Below are 24,265 nucleotides of genomic sequence, written 5' to 3' on the forward strand. Positions count from 1 at the left end.
AAGACCACCCAGCCGCATGCGCGGCATCCCTTGTCCTGCCGCCGCGCCGCCGCGCCGCGGGCTTCGTGTTTCAGGCCGTGACCGCAACGCCCATCCTTTCTGGTTTCCGCCGCATCGTCGTGAAGATCGGCTCATCGCTCCTGGTCGACGCGGCGAAGGGCGAGCTGAAGCGCGCCTGGCTGGAGACGCTCGCCGCCGACGTCGCCCGCCATGCCGCGCGCGGCGCCGACATGCTGATCGTGTCGTCCGGGTCGATCGCGCTCGGCCGCACCATCCTGAAACTGCCGAAAGGCCCGCTCGATCTGGAGCAAAGCCAGGCCGCGGCGTCGGTCGGGCAGATCGCGCTGGCGCGGGCCTGGTCGGAGGTGCTCGGCGCCCACGCGATCATCGCCGGCCAGATCCTGCTGACCCTGCACGACACCGAGGAGCGGCGGCGCTACCTCAACGCCCGCAACACCATTCAGACCCTGCTCGGCTTCAAGGCCGTGCCGGTGGTCAACGAAAACGACACGGTGGCAACCGACGAGATCCGCTACGGCGACAATGACCGGCTGGCGGCCCGCGTCGCCACCATGATCGGCGCGGACTGCCTGGTGCTGCTCTCCGATATCGACGGGCTCTATACGGCGCCGCCGCATCTCGACCCCAAGGCGACCCTGATCCCGGTCGTGCCGCGCATCACGCGCGAGATCGAGAGCGTGGCCGGTGGTGCCGCCTCCGAACTGTCGCGCGGCGGCATGACCACCAAGGTCGAGGCCGGCAAGATCGCCACCACGGCCGGCACCACCATGGTGATCGCCTCGGGCAAGTTCGACAATCCGCTCGGGCGGGTCGAAGCCGGTGGGCCCTGCACCTGGTTCCTGACGCCGACCCAGCCGATCACCAGTCGCAAGAAATGGATCGCCGGTTCGCTCGAGCCACGCGGCGTGCTCTGGCTCGACGCCGGCGCGGTGGAGGCGCTGCGCGCGGGAAAAAGCCTGCTGCCCGCCGGCGTGCGCAAGGTCGAGGGCACTTTCGAGCGCGGCGACGCCGTGGTCATCCGCGGCGCCGACGGCGCCGAGATCGGCCGTGGCCTGGTCGCCTTCGACGGCATCGAGGCGGCCCAGATCATGGGCCGCAACTCGCATGCCATCGAGGAGATCCTCGGCTACAAGGGCCGCGCCGCCATGGTGCACCGGGACGATCTGGTGCTCGGCGCCGAATAGCCGGACGCCACCGCCATCCGCCGCTCGGTGGGATTGACCGCCGGCCCGGGCTGCGGGCACCCTGCCCGGCAGTAGACACACTCAAAGATGGTTCTGTCGTCGTCCCTCTCGATGCGGCCGGCGCATGCGAGGACATAAGCGATGGATGCAAAGGGTATTGCCGCGATCGTCACGGGCGGCGCTTCGGGGCTCGGCGGCGCGACCGCCTCACGGCTCGCCAAGGCCGGCGCCAAGGTGACGATCTTCGACCTGAACGAGGAGCTCGGCCGCGAGAAGGCGCGCGAGACCGGCGGTCATTTCGTCAAGGTGAACGTGGTCGACGAGGCGGCCGTAGACGCCGCCCTCGCCGAGGCCGAAGGGCTGCACGGCAAGGCCCGCATCCTGGTCAACTGCGCCGGCATCGGGCCGCCGGCCAAGGTCATCAACCGTGACGGCTCGGCCCTGCCGCTCGGCGACTTCACCAAGATCATCACCATCAACCTCTCGGGCACGTTCAACGTGCTGTCCAAGTTCGCTGCCCGCCTCGCCACCGCCGAGCCGGTCGGAGAGGAACGCGGCGTCGTCGTCAACACGGCGAGCGTCGCGGCTTTCGACGGTCAGATCGGACAGGCGGCCTATGCCGCCTCCAAGGGCGGCATTGTCGGCATGACGCTGCCGATCGCGCGGGAACTGGCCCGCTACGGCATTCGCGTGGTCACCATTGCCCCCGGCCTGTTCCTCACGCCCCTGCTGGCGTCCTTGCCGCAGGAGGCCCAGGATTCGCTCGGCCGGCAGGTGCCCTTCCCCGCCCGCCTCGGCCATCCCGACGAATATGCCCAGATGGTCGAATCGATCATCACCAACCCGATGCTGAACGGCGAGACCATTCGCCTCGACGGCGCCATCCGCATGGCGCCGAAATGAGCCCCGCTCCGGGGCACGGGGCCGGCATGATATCCGAGCGCGCGACGGCCATCGCCGCCAGGGTCGAAGCTTTCGTACGCGAGGTCGTGGCGCCCTACGAGCGCGACGGCCGCTGCGGCCCGCATGGCCCATCCGAGGGCCTGGTCGAGGAATTACGCGGCAAGGCGCGGGCGGCGGACGTGCTGACGCCGCATATCCTGGCGGATGGCGACCACCTCAGCCAACGCGAGACGGCGCTGGTGCTGCGGATGAGCGGCCTCTCGCCGCTCGGGCCGATCGCCTGCAACACCGCGGCGCCCGACGAGGGCAACATGTATCTGCTCGGCAAGGTCGGCAGCGAGGCGCAGAAGCAGCGTTTCCTCCAGCCCCTGGTCGAGGGACGGGCGCGGTCCGCCTTCTTCATGACCGAACCGGCGCTCGAGGGTGGCGCCGGCTCCGACCCTTCGATGATGAAGACGCGCTGCCGGCTCGATGGCAATCATTGGGTCATCGACGGCCGCAAGGCCTTCATCACCGGTGCGGAGGGCGCCAAGGTCGGCATCGTCATGGCGAAGTCGGATGACGGCGCCTGCATGTTCCTGGTCGATCTGCCGGACCCGGCGATCCGCATCGAACGGGTGCTCGACACCATCGACAACTCGATGCCCGGCGGCCATGCGGTGGTCGCGATCGAGGGCTTGCGGGTGGCCGCGGACCAGATGCTCGGCGCCAGCGGCGAGGGTTTCAAATATGCCCAGGTGCGCCTGTCGCCGGCGCGGCTGTCGCACTGCATGCGCTGGCTCGGCGCCTGCATTCGCGCCAACGAGATCGCCACCGATTATGCCTGCCGCCGCGAGGCCTTCGGCAAGGTTCTCGTCGACCACGAGGGTGTCGGCTTCATGCTGGCGGAGAACCTGATCGACCTGAAACAGGCCGAGCTGATGATCGACTGGTGCGCCGGCGTGCTCGACGGCGGCTCGCTCGGCACCGCCGAGAGCTCCATGGCCAAGGTGGCGGTGTCGGAGGCGCTGATGCGGATCGCCGACCGCTGCGTCCAGGTGATGGGCGGCGCCGGCGTCTCCGGCGACACGATCGTCGAGCAGGTGTTCCGCGAAGTCCGCGCCTTCCGCATCTATGACGGCCCGACCGAAGTGCACAAATGGTCGCTGGCCAAGAAGATCAAGCGCGACTTCAGATCGTCGCCACCATCGTGATCGCTCGACGCGATCCGGTGCGAGCGCGGGATGCCGGACGGGTTTTTCGCGCGTCACGGACGGATTGAGGCAGGGATTTACGTCTTCGGATCAGAAAGCCGGGTAATGTGCCGGAAGCCTTGACCTGACACGCCGAGGGATGGTTTGGCCGACCTGGTGAGACTTGCCGCCGAACTCCGAGACTGTCTCGACGCCGTTGACCCGGATCAGGCGCTGGTGGCGTTCGCCGGGCAACCACGCGAGCTGGACGTGCTCGAACCGGCGCAGACACCACCCCCGCTGGTCGGCCTCGCGGCGATGCTGAGCGCGGGCGCATTGCTGCGTCGAGGGATGCCGGATCGCGTCGCCGCCTTGTTCAATGAGCTGAGCGACGCCCTGGCTCCCGCCGGCCGCAAGGGCGAGGGCAACTGGCGCATGCTGGTCGCCTTTCATTGTCTGTACGGACCGCTGATCGACGCCGCGCTGGCGTTGAAGGACCAAGCCCAGGCCGTGCGCCTGTTGAACCAGTGCCGCGCGGACATGCGCACCCGCGGCGAAGACGGATCGACGGCCGAACCGGCGGTGGCCGCCCTGATGGCGCATCCCGGGACCGGCGATTACGGGCCGTTCCGCATCGGCCCGGCCTGGCTGCTCAGCCGTTACGAGCAAACGTCGGCGCTCGGACCGCTCGATCATCGCCTGGCCGAAGTGCAGACATTCCATGCCGGTCTTGTCGAAAGCGCGCTGCTGGCGGAAGCGCCGCGGCGGGCGATGCCGCTGATCGAGCAAGAGCTGCACTGGTACCTGGCCAGCGCCGCGATCGACACCAGCCATTTCGAATTCAATGCCATCTGCGTCCTGGCGGTGCTGGGGCGCTTCGACGAAGCGCTGGCGGCGGCAAGGCAGCTGGTCCGCCGCGGCTATCACCTGATGTGGCGTTTCAGCCTGGAATCTGCCCGGCAAATGGCCTGGACGCAGGAGATGCGGCAGAATGAATGGCTGGAGGCATTGGCGCGGACACCGGACTATCGGCGCTTTCTCATGGAGGATTTGCCGGGCCCGCTCCTGGGAGATGATCCCGCCATCAATCCGCTCTGCATGGTGAAGGACGGCGTCTGGACCGGCAAGGCCAACAAGCGCTGCTGCATTTCTCGCCAGCCGATCAGGCCGGGCGCTCCGGTGGTGCGGTTCCGGCGGCTGTTCAACCGCGCTTCGGACGGCGACCTGGAAATGGCCGCCAGCGAAGCCTTCGGCGGGTCCCCGTGGCAAGCGGCGCGCTTGCAGTTCGAAACCGATGCCATTCCCGTCGCGCTGTTGTTTCCGCGCAATTTCACCCGCGACGCTCAGCTGAACGATGCGCCGCATATCCACGCCTTCGCCTATGATGTCGCGCGCGATCCCGAGGCCTTCGATATCGCCCGGGCGGTCGAACTGATCGCGGACCATGCGCCACCGCCCATCGAATATACCTGGGACAAGGGCAGCCGCGACAACCGCTGGGAGCCGGCATTTCCCCGGTTCGGCGGGGCGGACGGGCATGGCGATGCCGTCAGTCTGGCCTGGCGCGCGGTCAAGGCCGGTTTCCGCGATGCGATGCTGAAACAGGTTTCGGCCTTGCCGGACGCCAAGGCCGACAAGGTGTTCGCGATGCTGGGCACATTCGAGGACCTGCGCTTGCGCGGGGCCGCCGCCGCGCATTTCGAGCTGCCCGATCTGCCGCCGGCGATGGCCGTGGTCTTCAAGGATCGCCTGTCTCTCGAGGATCACGAAGCACTGGCGGCTTTCGGCAGCCGCAACAGCCGCTATCGCGCCGGGCTCGCGGCGGCGATGCAGGCCTATGGTCTGCACCTCTATTCCAACTATCGGCCGAAGGCGGACTGGTTCCTGGCCGGGCTGGAGCGCTACGCGATGGCCGGCGGTTCGGCGCTGTTATATCTGCTGATCGATCATCCTGAAGACGATGCGGTCCTGAAGACGGTCGTCGAACAGAGCTGGCTGCCCGACAAGTCCAGCGGCAGCATCGTCGACTATGGCAATGCGCGGCCATTTTATGCGCGCACGACGCTTTTCCACCTCGCCCGCAACCAGCCGGCCCGGCTGGACTCCTGGCTGACGCCGCAGGTCGCGGCGCGCTGGAACGACTCGTCTTATGGTCGCGAGACGCTGCGGCTGATCAACAAGCATCGGACCGGAAAGGCGCGCCCGACCTGAACCGCCGCGGACGAGCGGGAGACGATCAGGCGCCGTGATCTAGCTCGCCATGGCCTGTTTCTCGCGCCGGCGCTGCACCGACGAGGGGATGCGCAGGGCCTCGCGGTATTTGGCGACCGTGCGGCGGGCGATGTCGATGCCGGATTCGCGCAGCTTGTCCATGATCGCATCGTCGGACAGCACGTCGGCGATGTCTTCCTGGTCGATCATCTGCTTGATGCGGAAGCGCACCGCCTCGGCCGAATGGCTCTCGCCGCCCTCGGAACTGGCGATTGCCGAGGTGAAGAAATACTTCATCTCGAAAATGCCGCGGCTGGTGGCGATCGACTTGTTGGAGGTGACCCGCGACACGGTCGATTCGTGCATGCTGATGGCGTCGGCAATGGTCTTCAGGTTGAGCGGCCGGAGATATTGGACGCCGAGCGCGAAGAAGGCGTCCTGCTGGCGGACGATTTCGGTCGCGACCTTCAGAATGGTGCGGGCGCGCTGGTCGAGCGCGCGGGTCAGCCAGGTCGCCGTCTGCATGGCGTCGGCCAGGAACGTCTTGTCGGTCTCGGACTTGGCGGTCTTCGAGATGCGCGCGTAATAGGTCTGGTTGACCAGCACCTTGGGCAGCGTCTCGGTGTTGAGCTCGACCAGCCAGCCGCCATCCGGGCCGGCCCGCACCATGACGTCGGGGACCAGGGCCTGGACCGGTGCGAAACCGAAGGCGAGGCCGGGTTTCGGATTGAGCCGGCGGATCTCGGCGACCATGTCGGCGATATCCTCGTCGTCGATCGCGCAAAGCCGTTTCAGCGCCTGAAAGTCGCGCTTGGCGAGCAGGTCGAGATGGCCGACCAGGATCTGCATCGCCGGGTCGTAGCGGTTCTTGTCGCGGAGCTGGATCGCCAGGCATTCGGCGAGATTGCGCGCCGCCACCCCTGACGGTTCGAAGCCCTGGATCAGGCCGAGAATGCGCTCGACCTCGGCCAGGTCGGCATCGAGCCGCTCGGCGACCTCCTCGGTGGAGATCGTCAGGTAGCCGGCATCGTCGACCGCATCGATCAGCATCTGGCCGATCAGCCGCTCCTGCGGTGTCTCCACCGCCAGCGCCAGCTGGTTCGACAGATGGTCGGCCAGCGACAGGTCGGCCGAAACGAAGGCCTCGAGATTGTAATCGTCCTCGTCGCGCCCGCCGGAGCCGACATTCGACCAGGACGAGGTCATCGGGTCGGAGGCCGCGTCGGCATGCTTGATCTCCGGACCCTTGTCGTCCGGAAAGACATTCTCCATGTCGGTGCCGAGCCGCTCCTCGATCGCGGTCCGGCTGCTGTCGAGATTGTCGCCGAGCCAGTCGCCGGCCTGGGCATCGCCGTCGGACGGCGGCGGCGGGAGCGGTTCGCCGTCGGTGATCGGCTCCGCCGCCGGTTCCGCCCGCTCGAGCAGCGGATTCTTCTCGAGTTCGGCCTCGACATAGGCGACCAGGTCGAGATTGGACAATTGCAGGAGCTTGATGGCCTGCATGAGCTGAGGCGTCATGACCAGCGACTGGCCGACGCGAAGCTCTAATCGTGCAGACAGGGCCATCGGGATCCTTGGCACCGCAGGGTTGAACCACCCTGTTCAATAGAGCGGGGTGCGGCGGTTAGCAAGGTTCATGCCATAGCTTGGATGACCGATCCGTTAAAGCCATTCCGCAACGTCAGGCCCGGATCAGAGGCGGAACTCCTCGCCCAGATAGAGCCTGCGGACGTCCGGATTGGAGACGATCTCATCCGGCGTGCCCTCCATCAGGACCTGGCCGGAATGGATGATATAGGCCCGGTCGATCAGGCCGAGAGTCTCGCGCACGTTGTGATCGGTGATCAGCACGCCGATGCCGCGTTCCTTCAGATGGCGCACCAGGTTCTGGATGTCGCCGACCGCGATCGGATCGATGCCGGCAAAGGGTTCGTCCAGCAGCATGAAGGACGGCCTCGTCGCCAGTGCACGGGCGATTTCGAGGCGCCGCCGCTCGCCGCCCGACAGCGCGATCGCCGGGCTCTTGCGCAACCGGGCGATGTTGAACTCGTCGAGCAGTTCGTCGAGTTCGTATTCGCGCTTCTTCTTGTCGCGCTCGGTCACTTCGAGCACGGCGCGGATATTGTCCTCGACATTGAGGCCGCGAAAGATCGAGGCTTCCTGCGGCAGGTAGCCGATGCCGAGGCGCGCGCGGCGATACATCGGCAGCGAGGTGATGTCGTGGCCGTCGAGCTCGGTCCGGCCCTTGTCGGCCTCCACCAGGCCGGTGATCATGTAGAACACGGTGGTCTTGCCGGCGCCGTTGGGGCCGAGCAGGCCGACGGCCTCGCCGCGGCGCACGTCGAGGCTGACACCGCGCACCACGGCGCGGCCCTTATAGCTCTTCCAGACGCCGTGAACGCCCAGAACGCCGTCGCCGGAGCGCGGCTCGTGCTGATCCTGAACCACCGGCTCGGGCGGCGGAGGCTCGAGTGCCGCCACCTCGTCGGCCATCTGCCGCACCAGCCAGTCGGCGTCGATCGCCGGCGCCGGCTGAGCCGGGGCGCGACGCCCGAAAAGTCCTGCCATGCGATCGAGCACCGTCATGCCTCGTCCTGCGACCAGCGCGTCAGCCACGCGGCGTGCGCGGCGGAGCAGCGCGCGCCGGAGCCGTCGGCGCGCAGTCGGGATTGTTGACGCCGCTGCCGCCCGACGCGCCGCCGCTGGAATTGGACAGCACGCCGGAGACCCGGCCGGCCGTCGACGGGCCACCGTCGAGGCGAACCCTGTTGGCGGTCAGGTCGGCCTGCAGCCGGCTGCCGCGCAGCACGTTGTCGCACTGGGTCAGCACGACATTGCCCTCCAGGATCGCCTCGTTGCGGCGGGCGTCGAAGGAGCCGCGCTCGGCGGTGGCGTTCTGGTTCTTGGACTGAACCGTGACGCCGCCCTGCATCTCGAAACGACGGACGTTCTGCTGGCCGGGCTGGCCCGAGGCGCCGGGCACCGAGGCGGGCCGGCCCTGGGCCGGACGGCCGGCGGCCGAATTGTCTTCGTAGAGAATGACCAGGCGACCGGTGGCCAGCCGCGACTCGCCCTGGCGAATGCGGACATTGCCGGTCAGCACGGCCTTTTTCTCATTGTCGAAGACCTCCGCCCGGTCGGCCTCGAAATTGATCGGCTGATCGCGGTTCTGCGAAAAGCCGACAAAGGGGCTGCCGGCCTGCTGGGCCAGGGCGGGAAGGCCCGTGAGGCTGACGACGAACGCAGCCTGGAGAAGCACCGCCAGGCGGCGCGGGGGCAGGACAAGGCCGGCCAGCGTCATGAAAGTCGATCTCCGGATCAGCGTGGTGTGGGGTCGGCGCGGGGAGCCGCGGGCGGGGATGGGGTGTCGGCGGTCGAGCCGGTGACCGAGGGATCGGGCGGCTCGGGCATGAAATTACCACGAACCGAGCCTTCGAGCAGGATGACTTTGCCGTTGTCCTGAACTTCCATCCGGTCGCCGGCGATCTGGCCGCGCGGCGACGACAGCTCGACGGGCCCCTGGGCGGTGATCTTGCCGGTACGGGTGTCGACCACGGCGCTGCCGAGCCGGCCGGCCTGGCCGTTGGAGGTGGTGATCGACACCGCGGAGGTCAGTTCGATGACACCGCTCTTGGTATCGAGCACGCCGCTCGAAGAAATCACCCGGGCGGTGCCGCCGCCTTCGAGCTCCATCTCGGCGTCGATGGCGGAAAGGCCGACGACATTGGAATGGGCGATGTCGTGCTCGGCGCGGGTCGCGGTAACCCGGTAGAACCGGTTGTCATTGGTATAGCCGGTGAGGCGCGGCGCCTCCATGGTCACCTTCGACCCGGACAGCGACAGGGCACCGATGGACACCGGCAGATTGAGCACTTTCAGCGGATCCCACCAGCTGACGAAGCCGACCACGGCGACGATCAGGCCGGCCGCGACAGGCACGACGACACGCAGGCGGCGGACCCGCCGCGAGTGCCGGAAGGCCGCCTTGAAGGCTTCGTCGCGCGCGACGACGCCGAATGCGCCACCGGCGGCGCTTCCGAAATCGTCGAGGGGACGTGCGGCCATTGTCGTTCCTTTACGGGAGAGTAGCGCCGACCTGGCGGGTCGGCCACCTCAAGCGGGCGCACTCTACCTTATTCTATGGCCCGAGCATGGCGAGGGCCGGGCGACCGGCCAACCCGCATGTATGAACCCGATCTGTTTCCCGCCAGGGTTTACGAATGCGCAAAAATATCGGTTTCCGGCCAGCCGGCAAGGTCGAGTTCGGCACGGACGGGCAGAAACCGGAAACAGGCCTCGGCCAATGCCGTGCGGCCCTCGCGGGCGAGCATGAAATCCAGCCGCTCTTTCAGGGCATGCAGGTGCAGCACGTCGGAGGCGGCATATTCGAGCTGTGCCGGGCTCAGCGTCTCGGCCGCCCAGTCGGAACTCTGCTGCGCCTTGGACATGTCGAGACCCAGGAGGTCCCGCGACAGATCCTTCAGGCCATGCCGGTCGGTATAGGTGCGCACCAGCCTGGAAGCGATCTTGGTGCAATAGACCGGCGCCGTCATCACGCCGAAGGCATGTTGCATCACGGTGATGTCGAAGCGGGCGAAGTGGAACAGCTTGACGATGCCGGGATCGGCCAGCAGCGCCATGAGATTGGCCGGTTTCGGCTGGCCCGGGCGGATCTGCACGACGTCGGCGCTGCCGTCGCCCGGCGACAGCTGGACCACGCAGAGCCGGTCACGTTGCGGAATCAGGCCGAGCGTCTCGGTATCGATCGCCACCACGCCGACGCGGTAATGATCGAGATCGGGCAGGTCGCCCACATGCGAACGGATGGTCATCGGTTTCGGATCTCGAAATCTGGACGGGTGCGCAACGCACATATGGACGACGCGGCGGTTCTCCCGTCCTATAGGACCAACGCATGAGAAATCCAATGACCGCGACACCGCTCAAACTCTTCGCCTTCGATGCCGACGATCTCGGCATCGTCTCCGCCCATCTCCAGGATGCCGTCGTCAAGGCCTCCGACCTGGCCTTCATCGCCAAGACCCGGCAATTCGCCTTCATCTGCAACCGGTTCGACTGGTCGGCCGCGGAAGACGGCGCGCGCCAGCGGCGACGCACCGGCGTCCGTTTCGAACGGGTCAGCGCGGTCGCCGCCAAGGGCGTGCCGAAGGGCGCCGATACCGTGCTGAACCTGCTGGCGCTGCGCTTCCAGCCGAGCGACGAGCCGGCCGGCACCATCGAACTGGTGTTTGCCGGCGGCGCCGGCCTGAAACTGACGGTGGAGTGCATCGAGGCCGCCATGGACGACCTCGGGCCGATGTGGGCGACCGAGCAGAAGCCTGATCACGGCTGAAAACGGGTCAGCCGTCGGCCGCGACCGTCCCGGCGAGATCGGCGACCGCCTCGATGGTCGCCGTGTCGGGCGTCGACCGCCAGGCCGCGACGAAGTCGAGATCCGGCAGCAGAACCATGGTGTCGACACGCTTGAGCTGGCCGGCGGTGAGCCGGTCGGCGGCGATCGGGCTTGGAATGGCGGCGACCCCGAGCCCGTCCTCGGCCATGCGCAGAATGGTGGCGAGCGAGGCCGAAGCGTGAATGTGGATCGGCGGCAGGCCAGGCGCCGAAAACAGTTCGCGGATCGCAAGATAGGGCCGGGTATCGCGCGAGAAGGTGACGACCGGATGCGCGGCGAGCGCGGCAAGCGTCACGCCCGCCGGCGGCAGGCCGAGCGCGTCGCTGGCGAAAAAGCCGAGCGGATAGGTGCAGAGCGGCCGGTTCTTCAGGCTCGGCGCGACCAGCGGGCCGAGCATGAAGGCCAAATCGATCTCCTGGGCCACCAGCCGGTCGCGCAGGTTCGGCGAAATGTCCACCTCGATCTCGAGGGCGAGCTTCGGATAGGCCTTGGCCATGCGCTCGACGAAACGCGACAGCCAGGTGTGGACGATGGTCTCGGCCACGCCCAGCCGCAGCGTGCCGCGAATCGCCGAGCGGTCGGCAATGCCGTGCAGCATCTCGGCGCGCAGCCGAAGCAGGCGCTCGGCATAATCGAGCACGTGGCGGCCGGCCTCCGTCGGGATGACGTTGCGCTTCTCGCGCTCGAGCAGGCGCGCGCCGATTTCGGTTTCCAATTGGGCAATGCGCTGCGACACCGCCGGCTGGGTGGTGTTCAGTTTCACCGCTGCCCGGTGAAAGCTGCGGAGCGTCGCCACCCAGACCAGGGTTTCGAGCGCCTTGAAATCAATCATTCTCCCATCGCTTCGATAAGTAGAATTTATCACTCCCGATCCAAACTTCGTATTGGACCCAATGCAAGAGGAATGTTGCACTTGGCTGACTTTTGGGAATTCGTGCTTGGGGGAGCTCGATGGCTGTCGCTGCGATGAAGGCGTTCGATGCCGCTGGTCCGGCCGATCCGGTGGCTGTCAGGCATGCCGCCAGGGACGGCCGCCTGACCGGCCAGACGGCGGGGCTGGCGCGCGGCCACGTCCAGGGCAATCTGGCCATCCTGCCTCGCGATCTCGCCGCCGATTTCCTGCGTTTCTGTACGCTCAATCCCAAGCCCTGCCCGGTCATCGGCATGTCCGAACCGGGAAATCCGGCCATTCCGGCGCTCGGCGCCGATCTCGACATCCGCACCGATCTTCCACGCTACCGGGTCTGGCGCCGGGGCGAACTCGTCGACGAACCGACTGACATCCGCTCGGTCTGGCGCGACGATCTCGTCGCCTTCGTGCTCGGCTGCTCGTTTTCCTTCGAAGAGGCGCTGCTCGACGACGGCCTGCCGCTGCGTCACATCAGCTGCAATCTCGGCGTGCCGGTCTACCGCACCTCGATCGCCTGCGCCCCGGCCGGGCCCTTTGCCGGGCCGCTGGTCGTCTCGATGCGGTCGTTCAAGCCGGCCGACGCGATCCGCGCCGTGCAGATCACCTCGCGCTTTCCCTCGGTACACGGCGCACCCGTGCATATCGGGCTGCCCGAGGCGATCGGCATCCGCGATATCGGCCGGCCGGACTATGGCGACGCCGTCGAGGTCAAGGCCGACGAATTGCCGGTGTTCTGGGCCTGCGGCGTCACCCCGCAGGCGGTGATCGCCGCCAGCAGGCCGGAATTCGCCATCACCCACGCGCCCGGCGCCATGCTGGTGACCGATCTCAGGAACAGCCGGCTCGCCGCGCTGTGACCGGGACAGAGGGGGTTGCCGATCCGGGTTTCGGCGCTTTCGCCAAGCGGCACCGGGAATTCTTCGACGCACTGGACGAGACGGGCTGGACCCCGGTCGCCGGCTATGCCGGCGTCGAGGAGAAGATCCTGTCCGGCCGGCTCGACCAGGCCGCGGGGACCGGCGCGGTCACCCGGCTCGCCCGCTGGGCCGCCGGCGCGACCGTCGACCACCCGGTCAGGCACGACTGGTGCGAGGAGGTGTTCATCGTCTCCGGTTCGCTGTCGATTGGCACGCCGGATGCAAAGCAGGACGCCGTCGTGCTGCCGGCGGGCACCTATGCCTGCCGGCCGGCCGATGTCGTGCACGGCCCCTTCTTCAGCGAGGCGGGCTGCCTCCTGATCGAGTTCATGTACTACCCGCCACCGCTTTGACCGCCCAAGGAGGGCCCCGCATGACCCTGTTCCGATCCGCCGCCGCGACGGTCATCGCGCTTTGCTTCGGCGGTGCCGCCCCCGCGCTTGCCCAGGCCCTGCCGCCGGGACCGCCGGTGAGCGTCCAGATGGTGACCCAGCCCGGCCCGGCCTTGCCGCAATATTCGCGCGTCGACATTCCCATGCTGCGCGACGGCCTGCCGCAACGTTCGGGCGGCCGCATCTCGGTGACCCTGGCCAGCTGGCCGGAACGCAATCTCAACGGGCCGGAGATCCTGCGTCTGGTCCGCTCTGGCCAGGTCGATATCGGCGCGGTGCCGCTCAACACCGCTTCCGGCGACGTGCCGCTGGCCGATGTCGTCGATCTCGCCGGCCTCAACCCGACGCTGCGCCAATCGCGCCGGGTCGCCCAGGCCATGCTGCCCGAGCTGAACAAGGAACTCGAGCGGTTCGGCGTCAAGATCGTGGCCATGTACCCGTTCCCGGCCCAGGTGTTCTTCTGCCGCGACCGCATCACCAGCCTCGCCGACCTGCGCGGCAAGCGCATCCGCACCGGCGGCGGCTCATCCAACGACTTCGTCTCGACCATCGGCGGCCAGCCGACCGCGATCGGTTTCCCTGAGGTCTATGCCGCGCTCGAGCGCGGCGTCGTCGATTGCGCCATTACCGGCACGGCTTCGGGCAATGGCGCGCGCTGGTACGAGGTCACCCAGAGCCTCTATACGCTGCCGCTTTTCTGGTCGATCTCGGCCTATGTGGTGAACATCGCCTGGTGGAACCGGCTCGATCCGGCGGTCAGGACCATGCTCGAAACCACCATCACCGAGGTCGAAGAGGCGCAATGGCAGCTCGGCCGCGTCGCGACCGAGGACGGCATCGCCTGCAATACCGGCAAGCGCGAGGGCTGCAATCTCGGCCGGCTCGTCGATGCGAAGCCGATGACCGCCTTCGAGCCGACGCCGGCCGATAGCGAGGCGCTGCGCACCGTGCTGACCTCGACGGTCCTGCCGGCCTGGGTGAAGCGTTGCGGCGCACGCTGCGGCGAGATCTACAACCGCGTGGTCGCACCGATCACCGGTGTCCAGCTCGCCACCAACTGACAAGTCGCCGACGTTTCGAACCGAGGACCGGCCCCATGCTCAATACGACGATCGAGGCGGCGGCGACCTGCCGCCGCGGGCTGGCCGCGGTCGGCCGGTGGATGGGTTATGCCGCCGGCTGGGGGTTCATCGCCATTTCGGCGCTGATCACCTTCGACGTGCTGGCCCGGCGCTTTCTCGGCTTCTCATCCCAGGCGACCACCGAATTGTCGGGTTATGCGCTCGCCTTCGGCATTGCCTGGGGCCTGGCCCATACCCTGTCGATGCGCGCCCATGTGCGCATCGACCTCCTGGTCAACCGGTTCCCCGAGGCGATCCGCTACTGGCTGCACGTGGCGAGCCTCGCCTTTCTCTGCGTGTTCGTCGGCTACATGTTCTACGGCGCCTGGCTGCTGGTCGACGAATCCGTGCTGTTCGGCGCGACCGATATCTCGATCCTGCGCACGCCGCTGGCCATTCCCCAGGGGCTCTGGGCCTTCGGCATCGGCGTCATGCTGCTCCTGATCGTCGCCATGCTCCTGGAGACGACCTGCCTGGTGCTGGCCGGCCGCGGCGCCGAGGCCGAGGCCATGCTGCACACCCGCACCTACGAAGAAGAGGCCGCCGAAGCGCTCGAAGCCGTCGGCGATACGCCCGCCAAGGAGTTCCGGTCATGATCGCGATCGTCTTTCTCCTGATCCTCGCCGGGACCATGCTGGGCCTGAGCTTCACCGGATCCGGCCCGGCCAGCGGCCTGGTCGGCGAGATCCTGCTGCTCGTCGGCCTGTTCGCGGTGTTTTTCGGCATGGGCATCTATGTCGGCGCGGCGCTCGGCGTGCTCGGCCTGATCGTCGGCTATGCTTTTTCCGACCGGCCGTTCTGGCTGTTCCTCGGCCAGACGATCTGGAACCCCTCGTCCAGCTTCGTGCTCGTCGCGGTGCCGCTGTTCCTGCTGATGGGCGAGATCCTGCTGCGCGCCGGCCTGTCCGACCGACTCTACCGGACCTTGAACATCTGGCTGAACCGCATGCCCGGCGGGCTCCTGCACACCAATATCGCTTCGTCGGCGATCTTTTCGGCGATCTCCGGCTCGTCGGTCGCCACCGCCGCCACCATGGGCTCGGTGGCGCTGCCCTTCTTCAAGGGCAAACCCTACGACCCGCGCATGGTGCTGGGCTCGCTCGCCGCCGGCGGCGCGCTCGGCAATCTCATCCCGCCAGGCATCACCTTCATCATCTACGGGCTGATCACCGAGACCTCGGTCGGCGCGCTCTATATCGCCGCCGTCGGCCCGAGCATCCTGGTGGTCGTGCTGTTCACCCTGGTGATCCTGTTGAGCGCCAAGCGGGCGGCGCCGCGCGATCCCAACGCCCCGCGCATCCCGATGCGCGAAAAACTGGCGAGCCTGGTCGACCTGACGCCGACCGCGGCGCTGATCCTGATCGTGCTCGGCACCATCTATGGCGGGCTGGCGACACCGACCGAATCGGCCGCGCTCGGTGTCATCGCGGCCATCGTGTTCGCCGCGATCGGCGGCAAGCTGACCTGGAAAATGCTCAACGACTCGGCGGAAGCAACCGCCCGCAACACCGCGATGATCGGCCTCATCCTGTTCGGCGCCTATGTGCTGAACTTCGTGTTCACCGCGCTCGGCGTGCCGCAGGCGCTGGCCAAGCTCGTCTCGGAAATGCCGCTGCCGCCCTGGGCGATCATGATGATGATCATCGGCTTCTACCTGGCGCTGGGGACCTTCATGGAAGGTTTCTCGATGATCGTCACCACCATCCCCGTGATCTTTCCCGTGGTCACCGCGCTCGGCTACGACCCGATCTGGTTCGGCGTGATCGTGGTCATGCTGGTCGAGATCGCGCTCATCTCGCCGCCAGACGGCACCGTGCTCTATGTGCTGCAGGGCATGCGCAAGGACGGCGGCCCGATATCGGATGTGTTCTCCGGGGTGATGCCGTTCATGGGGGTCTATATCCTGGCCATCGCCATCCTGATGGCCTGGCCCGGCATCGCGCTCTGGCTGCCCTCCGTCATGAAGTAAGCCGGCTCGCAAATATCGCCCGTCGCGGCGCCACCCGGGCTGACGTTGCGCGTCAGCTCGCGAAAGCGAAAAGCCGAGCGCAACCAAGCGGTTCACATTGCGTTCAGATGGTGGCATGCATTGAGGCAGCCACACTCCTTTTGGGGTGGTGCGAGCGGAGCCGTCCGGCAATTGTTTCGCCAGTTTTCCGGCGGGTGTGTCTTTATTAACCGGCGTGGCCTCGCTATAGCACCAACCCAAAGCTCACCCGATGATTGCCGGGGATCGCAGCGCCTGCGCTGATGGTTCCGGCCAAGAGACGAAAGCTCGGATATGACGCGTGTCGCGATCGTGGGTGGCGGGCCGGGCGGCCTGTTCACCAATTATCTCCTCGACCGGTTCTGCGATGGCCTGTTTACCGCGACGCTGTTCGAAGCGTCCGACCGCCTCGGCGGCAAGGTCGTCACCGACCGGTTCGAAAAGGGCAATTCGCTGTTCGAGCGTGGTGTCGCCGAATATTACGACTATTCGCATTTCGGGCCGGACCCGCTGAAGCGCATCATCACCGAGGTGATGGAACTCGATGTCGTGCCGATGGACGGCAAGGGCGTCATCCTCGGCGACGCGATCCTCAACACCAAACGCGACATCAAGAAGCACTTCGGCGAAGCGACCGTGAAGGCGCTCGACGCCTTCATCGCGGAATGCCACGAGCTGTGCTCGCCCGATGAATATTACGAAGGCTATTCCGGCGACGACAACAAGCACCCCTGGGCCGGCAAGAGCTTCCGCGACGTGCTCGACGCCATCCCGGACGAAACCGCCCGGCGCTATATCGAGGTCGCCGCGCGGTCCGACGTCGCCACCGAGGCGCAGCTGACCAATGCGCTGAACGGCTTGAAGAACATCCTGATGGATGACCCGAAATATCTCAGGCTCTATTCGATCGTCGGCGGCAATGACCGGCTGATCGAAGGCCTGAAGAAGCGCATCTCGGCCAAGGTGATGCTGCAGAGCCGGGTCGCCAAGATCGCCCGCAACGAGGACGGCACCTACAGGCTCTCGGTCCGCCGCAACGGCAAGACCGAGATCCACGAGTTCGACCATGTCGTGGTGGCGCTGCCGAACTATTGGGTCAGCCAGATCGAGTTCGAGGGCCGCGAGGCCCGCATGGCGATCCAGAAGCATCAGTCGCGCTACGACAATCCCGCCCATTACCTGCGCGTCACGGCGCTGTTCAAGAAGCCGTTCTGGAACGAGCACTTCCAGGGCAGCTACATCATGTCGGACGCGTTCGGCGGCTGCTGCATCTATGACGAAAGCGCGCGCCATCCCTCCAAGCACGGCGTGCTCGGCTGGCTGATCACCGCCACCGAAGCCCTGGCCCTGTCCAATCTCGACGACGAGACGCTGATCCAAAGGGCGCTCGACTCGCTGCCGTCGGAACTCCTGCCGCTGGCCAAGAAGCAATTTGTCGAGGCCAAGGTGCAGCGCTGGGTCGGCACGATTTCCGGCCTGCCGGGCGGCAATCCGGCGCCCGAACTGCGCGATCGCCACCAGCCGGACGGCAAGGTGCTGCCCAACCTCTACCTGGTCGGCGACTACCTGTTCGATTCCACCGTCAACGGCGCCTATGACTCGGCCAATTTCGTCGTCGACATGATGATGGGCAAGTTGCGCGGCGCCGCCTATTCGGGCGCCCAGAAGAAGGCCGACGCCAGCAAGCTGAAGGGCGTGGTCGAAGAGGGCTTCGTCGAATCGACGCTGACCAACGACTATCACGACGAATATGCGGTCGGGCTGTCCTACGAGGAATCGTTCCGCGAATATTTCGACGAACAGTACAATGCCGATCTCTATGAGTGCATTTTCGGCATCAAGGCGCCCTACAACCTGCTCGACGTCGGCTCGGCCAGCGGCCTGACGCTGGAGTGCTTCGCCAATATCGGCATCGACGCCTGGGGCATCGAGAACAACCGTCACGTGCACGCCCAGACGCCGAAGAACTGGCTGCACCGCAACCTGCTCGGCGACGTCACCAAGCTGCCCTTCGAGGACCAGTCGTTCGACGTCATCTACGACACGTGCCTGTGCTACGTGCCCGAGGACCTGATCGACGAGGCGATCAAGGAACTCTACCGGGTCACCCGCATCGGCATCTTCTTCGGCGGCATCACCGCCGACATGACCCGCGAAGTCATCGAATATCACGACGTCTTCGACGGCGTGCTGACGCTGGAGACGACCTGGCAGTGGTCCGAGCGCTTCCAGCGCCACGGCTGGCGGCCGGCGGTGCACGACCAGAAGATCCTCAAGAAAGCCTGGAAGATCGAGTGCGACGCCAATGAGGGCGACTTCCCCTGGTATCCCGACATGGAGACCATGCGCTACTGCTTCTACGCCAAGCCGGATGCGGCCCAGTGGGTCGCCAAGCTGATGGCCGGCCGTGAAAAGGGCCCGACCAGCAAGATCCGGACGGCGGCGGCGGCGCGCTGATCGCCAAGGCCCTGTCGAGGGCCGAGCGGCGGCTCGCCTATTCTGACGATTGCGTTACCATGGCCGGGACGGTATCGCCTCCCGGCCATTCGCTTGGGTTCCAGCGCGCGGCCGGCGCCGGGCGCGCCTTGGGTGAACAACAGTCTGCCGCGAGGCGTTCAGTGAAACCACGATATCGACGCGTCTCGAGCCGGCCGTTGCTGACACCATGATCAGCGACAAAACGATGATCGATCCGGACGACGAGCTGGACGAGGAAGAGGAGGACGTCAGCGCCGACGACGTCAAGGCGATCATCGCCTTCCTCGCGCCCTTCGGCAAACCCTACAAGGCGCTGTTCGTCCTGCTCGGGCTCCTGGTGCTGGTTGAGGCCGCGCTCAACTTCTCGTTTCCGCTGGTCACCCAATATCTGATCGACGAAGGCCTCATCAAGAAAGAGTGGGAGGCCCTGGTCAAATCGTTGATCTTCATGGGCGCCGCCGCGGTGACCGTGTCAATGGTCGCGCTGCTCGCCGACTATATCTACACCCGGGTCTTTTCCGACATCGTCCGCGACATTCGTCAACACATGTTCAGCCACGTGCAGACCATGTCCATGCCGTTCTTTCACACCACCCCGACCGGCACCGTGCTGTCGCGCTTTTCCGGCGACCTGGTGGCGATCGAAACCGGCATCGTCGGCGTCGTGCCGCTGTTCATCATGCCGTTCCTGGAGGTGATCTACGCCACCATCCTGATGTTCATGTTCGACGTCTGGCTCGGCATGATCGGCGCGCTGATCTTCCCGCTGATCCTGTGGTGGCCACGCATCTTCGCCCGGCGCGCCTTCACCTATGCTTATGACAAGCGGCTGACCGAGGGACGACTGCTCGGCGCCGTGCAGGAGAACGTCGCGGCCCAGCCGGTCATCAAGGCCTTTGGCCTCGCCGGCCGGGCCCGTTCCGATTTCGGCATCCTGAACACGTCCTGGCAGACCATTGCCCGGCGCACCAATTTCACCAGCGCGCTGGTCGAGCGCACCGCGCAGACCGGCCTCTACGTCATCCATATCGGCGTGTTCGCGCTCGGCGCCTACTGGGCCTATACCGAGCGGATCACGGTCGGCACCATCATCGCCTTCGAGGGCGTCTTCCTGTCGATGGGCTACGCGCTGACCAACGTCACCCAATATGTGCCGACCATGGCGCAGGCGGCCGGCTCGATCCGCCATCTCAACGACCTGCTGGCGATCAAGCCGACCATGGTCGACCCGCCCGATGCGCCGCCCTTGAAGCCGTTCGAGCGCGACATCGTGTTCGACAACGTGGCGTTCAATTATCCCGGCTCCAGCTTCCGGACCGAGGGTTTGGCGGTGACCCTGCCGAAGGGGTCCTTCCTCGGCATTGTCGGGCCGAGCGGCTCGGGCAAGAGCACCTTTCTCAACCTGCTGATGCGCTTCTACGATCCGGTCGAGGGCGCCGTGCTGATCGACGGCGTCGACATCCGCACCGTCGCGCAGGAATCGCTGCGCGCCCAGATGGCGGTGGTGTTCCAGGAGAGCTTCCTGTTCAACGCCTCGATCGCCGACAATATCCGCATGGGCAATCCGAAGGCGACCATGGAGGAGATCCACGACGCGGCGCGCCAGGCCGAAGTGCACGACTTCATCCTGTCGCTGCCTGAGGGCTACGATACGCCGGTCGGCGAGCGCGGCGGCCAGCTGTCCGGCGGCCAGCGCCAGCGGGTCGCCATCGCCCGGGCAATCGTGCGCAATCCGGCCGTGCTGATCCTCGACGAAGCCACCAGCGCGCTCGATGCCGGCACCGAATCGAAGCTCAACGACACGCTGCGCAAGATCGCCGAGACCCGCACCGTGGTCAGCGTCACCCACCGGCTCGGCAGCGTCACCACCGCCGACCGCATCATCGTGCTGGAGCATGGCCGGATCGCCGAGACCGGCAAGCATCAGGACCTGGTGGCGCTCGGCGGCCTCTACGCCTCCATGTGGGCACGCCAGCGGGCGGTGCGCCAGAGCGACATGGAAGACGAAGAAGCAGAAGAGTGATGGCCGAAACCCGCGCCGAGAACCCCGCGGTTTCGCGCCCGCCGAGCCCCTTGCAGTTCACCACCGAGCCGACGCCGCAGCCGGGCGAGGTCACCGAACTGGCGACCGGCCTGCGTTGGGCGCGCCTGCCGCTGCCGTTCATTCTCAACCACGTCAATGTCTGGTTTCTCGACGAAGGACAGGCCTGGACAGCGATCGATGCCGGCATCGAATCGCCCGCGATGCGCGCCGTCTGGGAGGCCATGCTGGCCGGCCCGCTCGGCGGCCGGCCGCTGGCCCGGCTGGTCGCCACCCATGGCCATACCGACCATATCGGGCTCGCCGGCCATCTGGTCGAGCGCCACGGCATTCCCTTCGCCTCGACATTGATCGAATGGCTGTGGGCACGCATTCGCCATGCCGACAGTCACGAACCGCCAAAGCCGCATGTCGCCAAATACATGGCGCGCAACGGCTGCGACGCGGCGCTGATCAAGCGCTTTGCCACCGACCGGGGCAGCTTCGCGGCGGCGCTCGGGCCGCCCCCGCGCCAGATCGAGCGCCTGCATGACGGCGCGACCCTGGCGATGGGCGGGCGCGACTGGCGGATCATGACGGCCGGCGGCCATACCGAGGAACACGCCTCGTTCTACAGCGAAGCCGACCATATCCTGATCGCCGGCGACCAGGTGCTGTCGCATATCACGCCGGTCATCGGGGTCTATCCGGGCGAGCCGGACGCCGATCCGCTGGCCGAGTATCTGGCCTCTCTCGATCGCTTCGCCGCCTTGCCGGAGGATACCCTGGTGCTGCCGTCGCACGGCCTGCCGTTCCACAGCCTGCATCTCAGGCTGAAGGCGCTGCGCGACCATCACGTCAAGCGGCTCGACCGGCTGCATCAGGCGCTGGACCGGCCGATGTCGGCCTATGAGGCGGCGGTCGTGCTGTTTCCCCGCGCCATGGGCGACGGCCATGCCTATCTGGCCATCTCCGAGACGCTGGCGCATCTGCACCGGCTGCGTGGCGACGGGCTGGTCGATGTCGAGACCGATGCCGCCGGCGTCCGGCTGTTCGCCCGGCATTAGCGGGTTTCGCTCGTCCCCATGGACGCGGCGGAGATCGTTTGTTCTGCCAAGGCGTCTCAAAAGGCAAGACCGTTCCCTTCCTGAGTTAGGACCAAGTCCTTACAATTCCTCATCTTTCACGGGGATGTCGGGCCATGGCGACGGTTGGCGGCAAGACGGGCGAAGCGACGGGCAACGCCTTCGGACGCATGGTCGCGACGATCCGCCGGTCGTTTGCCGCCGAAGACCATTGCCGCCTGTGGACGCTGACGGTCGACGGCGCGGTCGCCGGCGCCTTGTTTCGCGAGGGCGACCGGCTGGAGCTGGCGCTGTTCGAAGGCGCCGACCCGCGCCTGTCCGGCTTCAACGGGCCGGTGGACGAACCGGCCGTGCTCGAACGAGCGCTTGCCGCCCGGCTCGGTGACGCCGGCGACGCGCCGCGTGTCAAGCTGAGCCAGGTTCCGGCCTGGGTCTAGGTTCAGGCGAGCCCCAGGCAGCGGATCAGCAGCAGGCTGATGCCGCCGAGCACCACCAGCGACATGACCGCCGCCGCCGTGACCCGTCCGCCGGCCGCGCCGAGCACGCGGACGTCGACACCGAGGCCGAGCGCGGCCATGGCGACGACGGTCAGCGCGGTGGAAATCCGGCTCAGCGACGCCACCGCCATGTCCGGCACCAGGTCGAAGGACCGCAGCGTCATCAGCGTGAGAAAGCCCAGGATGAACCAGGGCACCAGGTGGTGCGCCGGCTGATGCCGGCGACCGCCGGTGCGGAGCGCCAGGGTCAGGATGACCGGGCCGAGCATGAGCACGCGAACGAGCTTGACCAGCGTGCCGACCTGGACGCTGATGAGCCCGACCGGCGCGGTGGCCGCCAGCACCTGCGGCACGGCATAGACGGTCAGCCCGGCGAAGACACCATATTGCAGGGCTGAGAGGCCGAGCACCGGCGCCAGCAACGGCAGGCAGAGCACCACGACCACGCCCAGCGCCGCGGTGAAGGCGATCGACGCGGCGACATCATTGCCGTCGGCGCCGATGACCGGCGCGGTCGCGGCAATGGCCGAGTTGCCGCAAATGGAATTGCCGCAGGCGACCAGGACGGCCAGACGATGCGACAGGCCGAAGGCCCGTCCGATGCCGTAGCTCGCCAGGATCGCCATCACCACCACGGCGGCGATGCCGGCGATCAGCAGCGGACCGGCGGCGGCCAGGGCGGCGGCCGACACGGTCGCGCCAAGCAGCACCACCGCCCATTCCAGCACCGTCCTGGCGGCGAATTCGATGCCACGATCGTAGCGGGGACCCAGCGGGCGCCAGGTCCTGAGCGCCATGCCGAGCAGGATGGCCAGCACCAGCGCCTCGAGCCAGGCTCGCCCGAACAGCCAGGCTTGGCCCTGTTCGAGCAGAACCGCGACCCCGGCTATGGCGATGCTGAGGCCGAGGCCGGGCAGGACGGCCTTGCTTCTGGCGATGGCGATGGCGGGCATGTCGATCACTCCGGTCTTGTCACCGGCAGGCATGCGCCCTCATGACCGTTCGTTCCATCGCGAAGTCATGCATGTTATATTCGATCAGATCGAACGATTATCATGACCCTGGAACAGCTTCGTATTTTCGTCGCGGTGGCCGAGCGCGAACATCTGACCCAGGCCGCCGCGGCGCTTCACCTGACGCCATCGGCGGTCAGCTCGGCGGTGCGCGCGCTCGAAGACCGCCACGGCACCACCTTGTTCCACCGCGTCGGACGTCGGATCGAGCTGACCGAGGCGGGTGCGATCTTCCTGGGCGAGGCCCGCGCCACGCTCGGCCGCGCGCGCGCCGCCGAGCTGACCCTGTCCGAACTCGGCGGACTGAGCCGTGGCGCCATCCATATCGAGGCGAGCCAGACCATCGGCAGCTATTGGCTGCCGCCGCTCATTGCCCGCTTCCACGACGCCCACCCGGCCATCGCCTTGCACCTGACGCCGGGCAATACCCGCAGCGTCGCCGAGGCGGTGCTGAGCGGCGCCGCCGAGCTCGGCTTCATCGAGGGCGCGGTCGACGAGCCTGCCCTGTCGACCAAGGTCGTCGCCATGGATCACCTGATCCTGGTGGCGGCACCCGGGCATGCCTGGAGCAACGGCGCGCCGGTCCGGCCGGACCAGCTCGCGGCGGCGCGCTGGGTCATGCGCGAGGCCGGTTCCGGCACGCGCTCGGCGCTCGAAACGGCGCTGGCCGCCCACGGCATCGCCCCAGCCGGACTGAACGTGGCGCTGGAACTGCCGTCGAACGAGGCGCTGTGCTCAGCGGTCGAGGCCGGCACCCTGGTCGCCGTCGTTTCCGAATTGGTCGCCGCGCCGCGGCTCGCCGCCGGCCGGCTCAGGCATATCGCCTTCGCCTTGCCGCCACGCGCCTTCAGCCTGGTCCGGCACCGGGAGCGGCACCGGACCAAGGCCTCGCTGGCCTTCGAAGCGATGATCCCGGCGGTTCGGGCCTGATGGCCCGGCGC

The 24,265-nt window shown here is 67.1% G+C and carries 22 protein-coding genes; 15 read left to right on the forward strand and 7 right to left on the reverse strand.

Annotated elements, in window-relative coordinates; all coding sequences use genetic code 11:
• The first annotated feature begins 77 nt into the window (after positions 1-77).
• The 4 genes from proB (at position 78) to AC07WJ_RS00265 (ending at position 5,491) form a co-directional block, all read left to right on the forward strand.
• Positions 78-1,205, forward strand: coding sequence for a glutamate 5-kinase (gene proB / locus AC07WJ_RS00250; protein WP_494932520.1), 1,128 nt, complete (start codon positions 78-80; stop codon positions 1,203-1,205).
• A 141-nt stretch (positions 1,206-1,346) separates the two neighbouring features.
• Positions 1,347-2,108 (forward strand): SDR family NAD(P)-dependent oxidoreductase, encoded by a 762-nt coding sequence (locus tag AC07WJ_RS00255; protein WP_494932521.1) that lies wholly within the window; start codon positions 1,347-1,349, stop codon positions 2,106-2,108.
• A 26-nt stretch (positions 2,109-2,134) separates the two neighbouring features.
• Positions 2,135-3,301, forward strand: coding sequence for an acyl-CoA dehydrogenase family protein (locus AC07WJ_RS00260; RefSeq protein ID WP_494932522.1), 1,167 nt, complete (start codon positions 2,135-2,137; stop codon positions 3,299-3,301).
• Between the two features lie 144 nt (positions 3,302-3,445).
• Entirely contained in the window at positions 3,446-5,491 is a 2,046-nt protein-coding gene (locus tag AC07WJ_RS00265) for a hypothetical protein (protein ID WP_494932523.1), read from the forward strand.
• Between the two features lie 39 nt (positions 5,492-5,530).
• On the opposite strand, the gene rpoN is transcribed toward AC07WJ_RS00265, so the two are convergent.
• The 5 genes from rpoN to AC07WJ_RS00290 all read right to left on the reverse strand — a co-directional run bounded on the left by rpoN (position 5,531) and on the right by AC07WJ_RS00290 (position 10,323).
• Positions 5,531-7,057, reverse strand: coding sequence for an RNA polymerase factor sigma-54 (gene rpoN / locus AC07WJ_RS00270; RefSeq protein WP_494932524.1), 1,527 nt, complete (start codon positions 7,055-7,057; stop codon positions 5,531-5,533).
• A 126-nt stretch (positions 7,058-7,183) separates the two neighbouring features.
• A complete protein-coding gene (gene lptB, locus AC07WJ_RS00275) occupies positions 7,184-8,077 on the reverse strand; it encodes an LPS export ABC transporter ATP-binding protein (RefSeq protein ID WP_494932525.1) in 894 nt (297 codons plus the stop codon).
• A 22-nt stretch (positions 8,078-8,099) separates the two neighbouring features.
• Complete coding sequence (locus tag AC07WJ_RS00280) at positions 8,100-8,792, reverse strand: LptA/OstA family protein (RefSeq protein ID WP_494932527.1); 693 nt, start codon at positions 8,790-8,792, stop codon at positions 8,100-8,102.
• Between the two features lie 17 nt (positions 8,793-8,809).
• Positions 8,810-9,556 (reverse strand): LPS export ABC transporter periplasmic protein LptC, encoded by a 747-nt coding sequence (lptC, locus tag AC07WJ_RS00285; protein WP_494932528.1) that lies wholly within the window; start codon positions 9,554-9,556, stop codon positions 8,810-8,812.
• Between the two features lie 149 nt (positions 9,557-9,705).
• Positions 9,706-10,323 (reverse strand): ribonuclease D, encoded by a 618-nt coding sequence (locus AC07WJ_RS00290; protein ID WP_494932529.1) that lies wholly within the window; start codon positions 10,321-10,323, stop codon positions 9,706-9,708.
• A gap of 95 nt (positions 10,324-10,418) precedes the next feature.
• Between AC07WJ_RS00290 and AC07WJ_RS00295 the strand changes: the two genes are divergently transcribed.
• Positions 10,419-10,844, forward strand: coding sequence for a DUF2948 family protein (locus AC07WJ_RS00295; RefSeq protein WP_494932530.1), 426 nt, complete (start codon positions 10,419-10,421; stop codon positions 10,842-10,844).
• 7 nt (positions 10,845-10,851) lie between these two features.
• On the opposite strand, the gene AC07WJ_RS00300 is transcribed toward AC07WJ_RS00295, so the two are convergent.
• The gene (locus AC07WJ_RS00300; RefSeq protein WP_494932531.1) at positions 10,852-11,736 is read right to left on the reverse strand and encodes a LysR family transcriptional regulator; all 885 of its coding nucleotides are present in this window, start codon (positions 11,734-11,736) and stop codon (positions 10,852-10,854) included.
• Between the two features lie 119 nt (positions 11,737-11,855).
• On the opposite strand from AC07WJ_RS00300, the gene AC07WJ_RS00305 reads away from it, so the two are divergent.
• From AC07WJ_RS00305 to AC07WJ_RS00345, 9 genes are all read left to right on the forward strand, one after another.
• A complete protein-coding gene (locus AC07WJ_RS00305) occupies positions 11,856-12,671 on the forward strand; it encodes a putative hydro-lyase (RefSeq protein ID WP_494932532.1) in 816 nt (271 codons plus the stop codon).
• The gene (locus tag AC07WJ_RS00310) at positions 12,668-13,084 is read left to right on the forward strand and encodes a cupin domain-containing protein (RefSeq protein WP_494932533.1); all 417 of its coding nucleotides are present in this window, start codon (positions 12,668-12,670) and stop codon (positions 13,082-13,084) included. Before AC07WJ_RS00305 ends, AC07WJ_RS00310 begins: the two co-directional genes overlap by 4 nt.
• A gap of 20 nt (positions 13,085-13,104) precedes the next feature.
• Positions 13,105-14,184 (forward strand): TRAP transporter substrate-binding protein, encoded by a 1,080-nt coding sequence (locus tag AC07WJ_RS00315; protein ID WP_494932534.1) that lies wholly within the window; start codon positions 13,105-13,107, stop codon positions 14,182-14,184.
• 35 nt (positions 14,185-14,219) lie between these two features.
• Complete coding sequence (locus tag AC07WJ_RS00320; RefSeq protein WP_494932535.1) at positions 14,220-14,840, forward strand: TRAP transporter small permease subunit; 621 nt, start codon at positions 14,220-14,222, stop codon at positions 14,838-14,840.
• Positions 14,837-16,213 (forward strand): TRAP transporter large permease, encoded by a 1,377-nt coding sequence (locus tag AC07WJ_RS00325; RefSeq protein ID WP_494932536.1) that lies wholly within the window; start codon positions 14,837-14,839, stop codon positions 16,211-16,213. The genes AC07WJ_RS00320 and AC07WJ_RS00325 overlap by 4 nt, the downstream gene beginning before the upstream one ends.
• 312 nt (positions 16,214-16,525) lie before the next feature.
• Positions 16,526-18,688 (forward strand): FAD-dependent oxidoreductase, encoded by a 2,163-nt coding sequence (locus AC07WJ_RS00330; protein ID WP_494932537.1) that lies wholly within the window; start codon positions 16,526-16,528, stop codon positions 18,686-18,688.
• Positions 18,689-18,896: 208 nt separating this feature from the next.
• The gene (locus AC07WJ_RS00335; protein ID WP_494932538.1) at positions 18,897-20,732 is read left to right on the forward strand and encodes an ABC transporter ATP-binding protein; all 1,836 of its coding nucleotides are present in this window, start codon (positions 18,897-18,899) and stop codon (positions 20,730-20,732) included.
• A complete protein-coding gene (locus tag AC07WJ_RS00340; RefSeq protein WP_494932539.1) occupies positions 20,732-21,796 on the forward strand; it encodes an MBL fold metallo-hydrolase in 1,065 nt (354 codons plus the stop codon). Before AC07WJ_RS00335 ends, AC07WJ_RS00340 begins: the two co-directional genes overlap by 1 nt.
• Before the next feature lie 134 nt (positions 21,797-21,930).
• Entirely contained in the window at positions 21,931-22,251 is a 321-nt protein-coding gene (locus AC07WJ_RS00345) for a hypothetical protein (protein WP_494932540.1), read from the forward strand.
• 2 nt (positions 22,252-22,253) lie between these two features.
• Here AC07WJ_RS00345 and AC07WJ_RS00350 read toward each other — a convergent pair whose 3' ends face one another.
• Positions 22,254-23,297: a YeiH family protein gene (locus AC07WJ_RS00350; protein ID WP_494932541.1), complete on the reverse strand. Its 1,044-nt coding sequence runs from the start codon at positions 23,295-23,297 to the stop codon at positions 22,254-22,256.
• Positions 23,298-23,366: 69 nt separating this feature from the next.
• On the opposite strand from AC07WJ_RS00350, the gene AC07WJ_RS00355 reads away from it, so the two are divergent.
• Positions 23,367-24,254 carry a LysR family transcriptional regulator gene (locus AC07WJ_RS00355; RefSeq protein ID WP_494932542.1) on the forward strand — a complete coding sequence of 296 codons (888 nt, stop codon included), beginning with the start codon at positions 23,367-23,369 and terminating at the stop codon, positions 24,252-24,254.
• The last annotated feature ends 11 nt before the right edge of the window (positions 24,255-24,265 follow it).

The sequence above is a fragment of the Phreatobacter sp. GW821-FHT04C01 genome (assembly GCF_059420385.1).

Bases quoted from the DNA above. Each gene is read 5' to 3' on its own strand.
- AC07WJ_RS00255 (WP_494932521.1), top strand. From the start codon at position 1,347: ATGGATGCAAAGGGTATTGCCGCGATCGTCACGGGCGGCGCTTCGGGG.
- AC07WJ_RS00260 (WP_494932522.1), top strand. From the start codon at position 2,135: ATGATATCCGAGCGCGCGACGGCCATCGCCGCCAGGGTCGAAGCTTTC.
- rpoN (WP_494932524.1), bottom strand. From the start codon at position 7,057: ATGGCCCTGTCTGCACGATTAGAGCTTCGCGTCGGCCAGTCGCTGGTC.
- lptB (WP_494932525.1), bottom strand. From the start codon at position 8,077: ATGACGGTGCTCGATCGCATGGCAGGACTTTTCGGGCGTCGCGCCCCG.
- AC07WJ_RS00280 (WP_494932527.1), bottom strand. From the start codon at position 8,792: ATGACGCTGGCCGGCCTTGTCCTGCCCCCGCGCCGCCTGGCGGTGCTT.
- lptC (WP_494932528.1), bottom strand. From the start codon at position 9,556: ATGGCCGCACGTCCCCTCGACGATTTCGGAAGCGCCGCCGGTGGCGCA.
- AC07WJ_RS00290 (WP_494932529.1), bottom strand. From the start codon at position 10,323: ATGACCATCCGTTCGCATGTGGGCGACCTGCCCGATCTCGATCATTAC.
- AC07WJ_RS00295 (WP_494932530.1), top strand. From the start codon at position 10,419: ATGACCGCGACACCGCTCAAACTCTTCGCCTTCGATGCCGACGATCTC.
- AC07WJ_RS00300 (WP_494932531.1), bottom strand. From the start codon at position 11,736: ATGATTGATTTCAAGGCGCTCGAAACCCTGGTCTGGGTGGCGACGCTC.
- AC07WJ_RS00305 (WP_494932532.1), top strand. From the start codon at position 11,856: ATGGCTGTCGCTGCGATGAAGGCGTTCGATGCCGCTGGTCCGGCCGAT.
- AC07WJ_RS00315 (WP_494932534.1), top strand. From the start codon at position 13,105: ATGACCCTGTTCCGATCCGCCGCCGCGACGGTCATCGCGCTTTGCTTC.
- AC07WJ_RS00320 (WP_494932535.1), top strand. From the start codon at position 14,220: ATGCTCAATACGACGATCGAGGCGGCGGCGACCTGCCGCCGCGGGCTG.
- AC07WJ_RS00325 (WP_494932536.1), top strand. From the start codon at position 14,837: ATGATCGCGATCGTCTTTCTCCTGATCCTCGCCGGGACCATGCTGGGC.
- AC07WJ_RS00330 (WP_494932537.1), top strand. From the start codon at position 16,526: ATGACGCGTGTCGCGATCGTGGGTGGCGGGCCGGGCGGCCTGTTCACC.
- AC07WJ_RS00335 (WP_494932538.1), top strand. From the start codon at position 18,897: ATGATCAGCGACAAAACGATGATCGATCCGGACGACGAGCTGGACGAG.
- AC07WJ_RS00340 (WP_494932539.1), top strand. From the start codon at position 20,732: ATGGCCGAAACCCGCGCCGAGAACCCCGCGGTTTCGCGCCCGCCGAGC.
- AC07WJ_RS00345 (WP_494932540.1), top strand. From the start codon at position 21,931: ATGGCGACGGTTGGCGGCAAGACGGGCGAAGCGACGGGCAACGCCTTC.
- AC07WJ_RS00350 (WP_494932541.1), bottom strand. From the start codon at position 23,297: ATGCCTGCCGGTGACAAGACCGGAGTGATCGACATGCCCGCCATCGCC.
- AC07WJ_RS00355 (WP_494932542.1), top strand. From the start codon at position 23,367: ATGACCCTGGAACAGCTTCGTATTTTCGTCGCGGTGGCCGAGCGCGAA.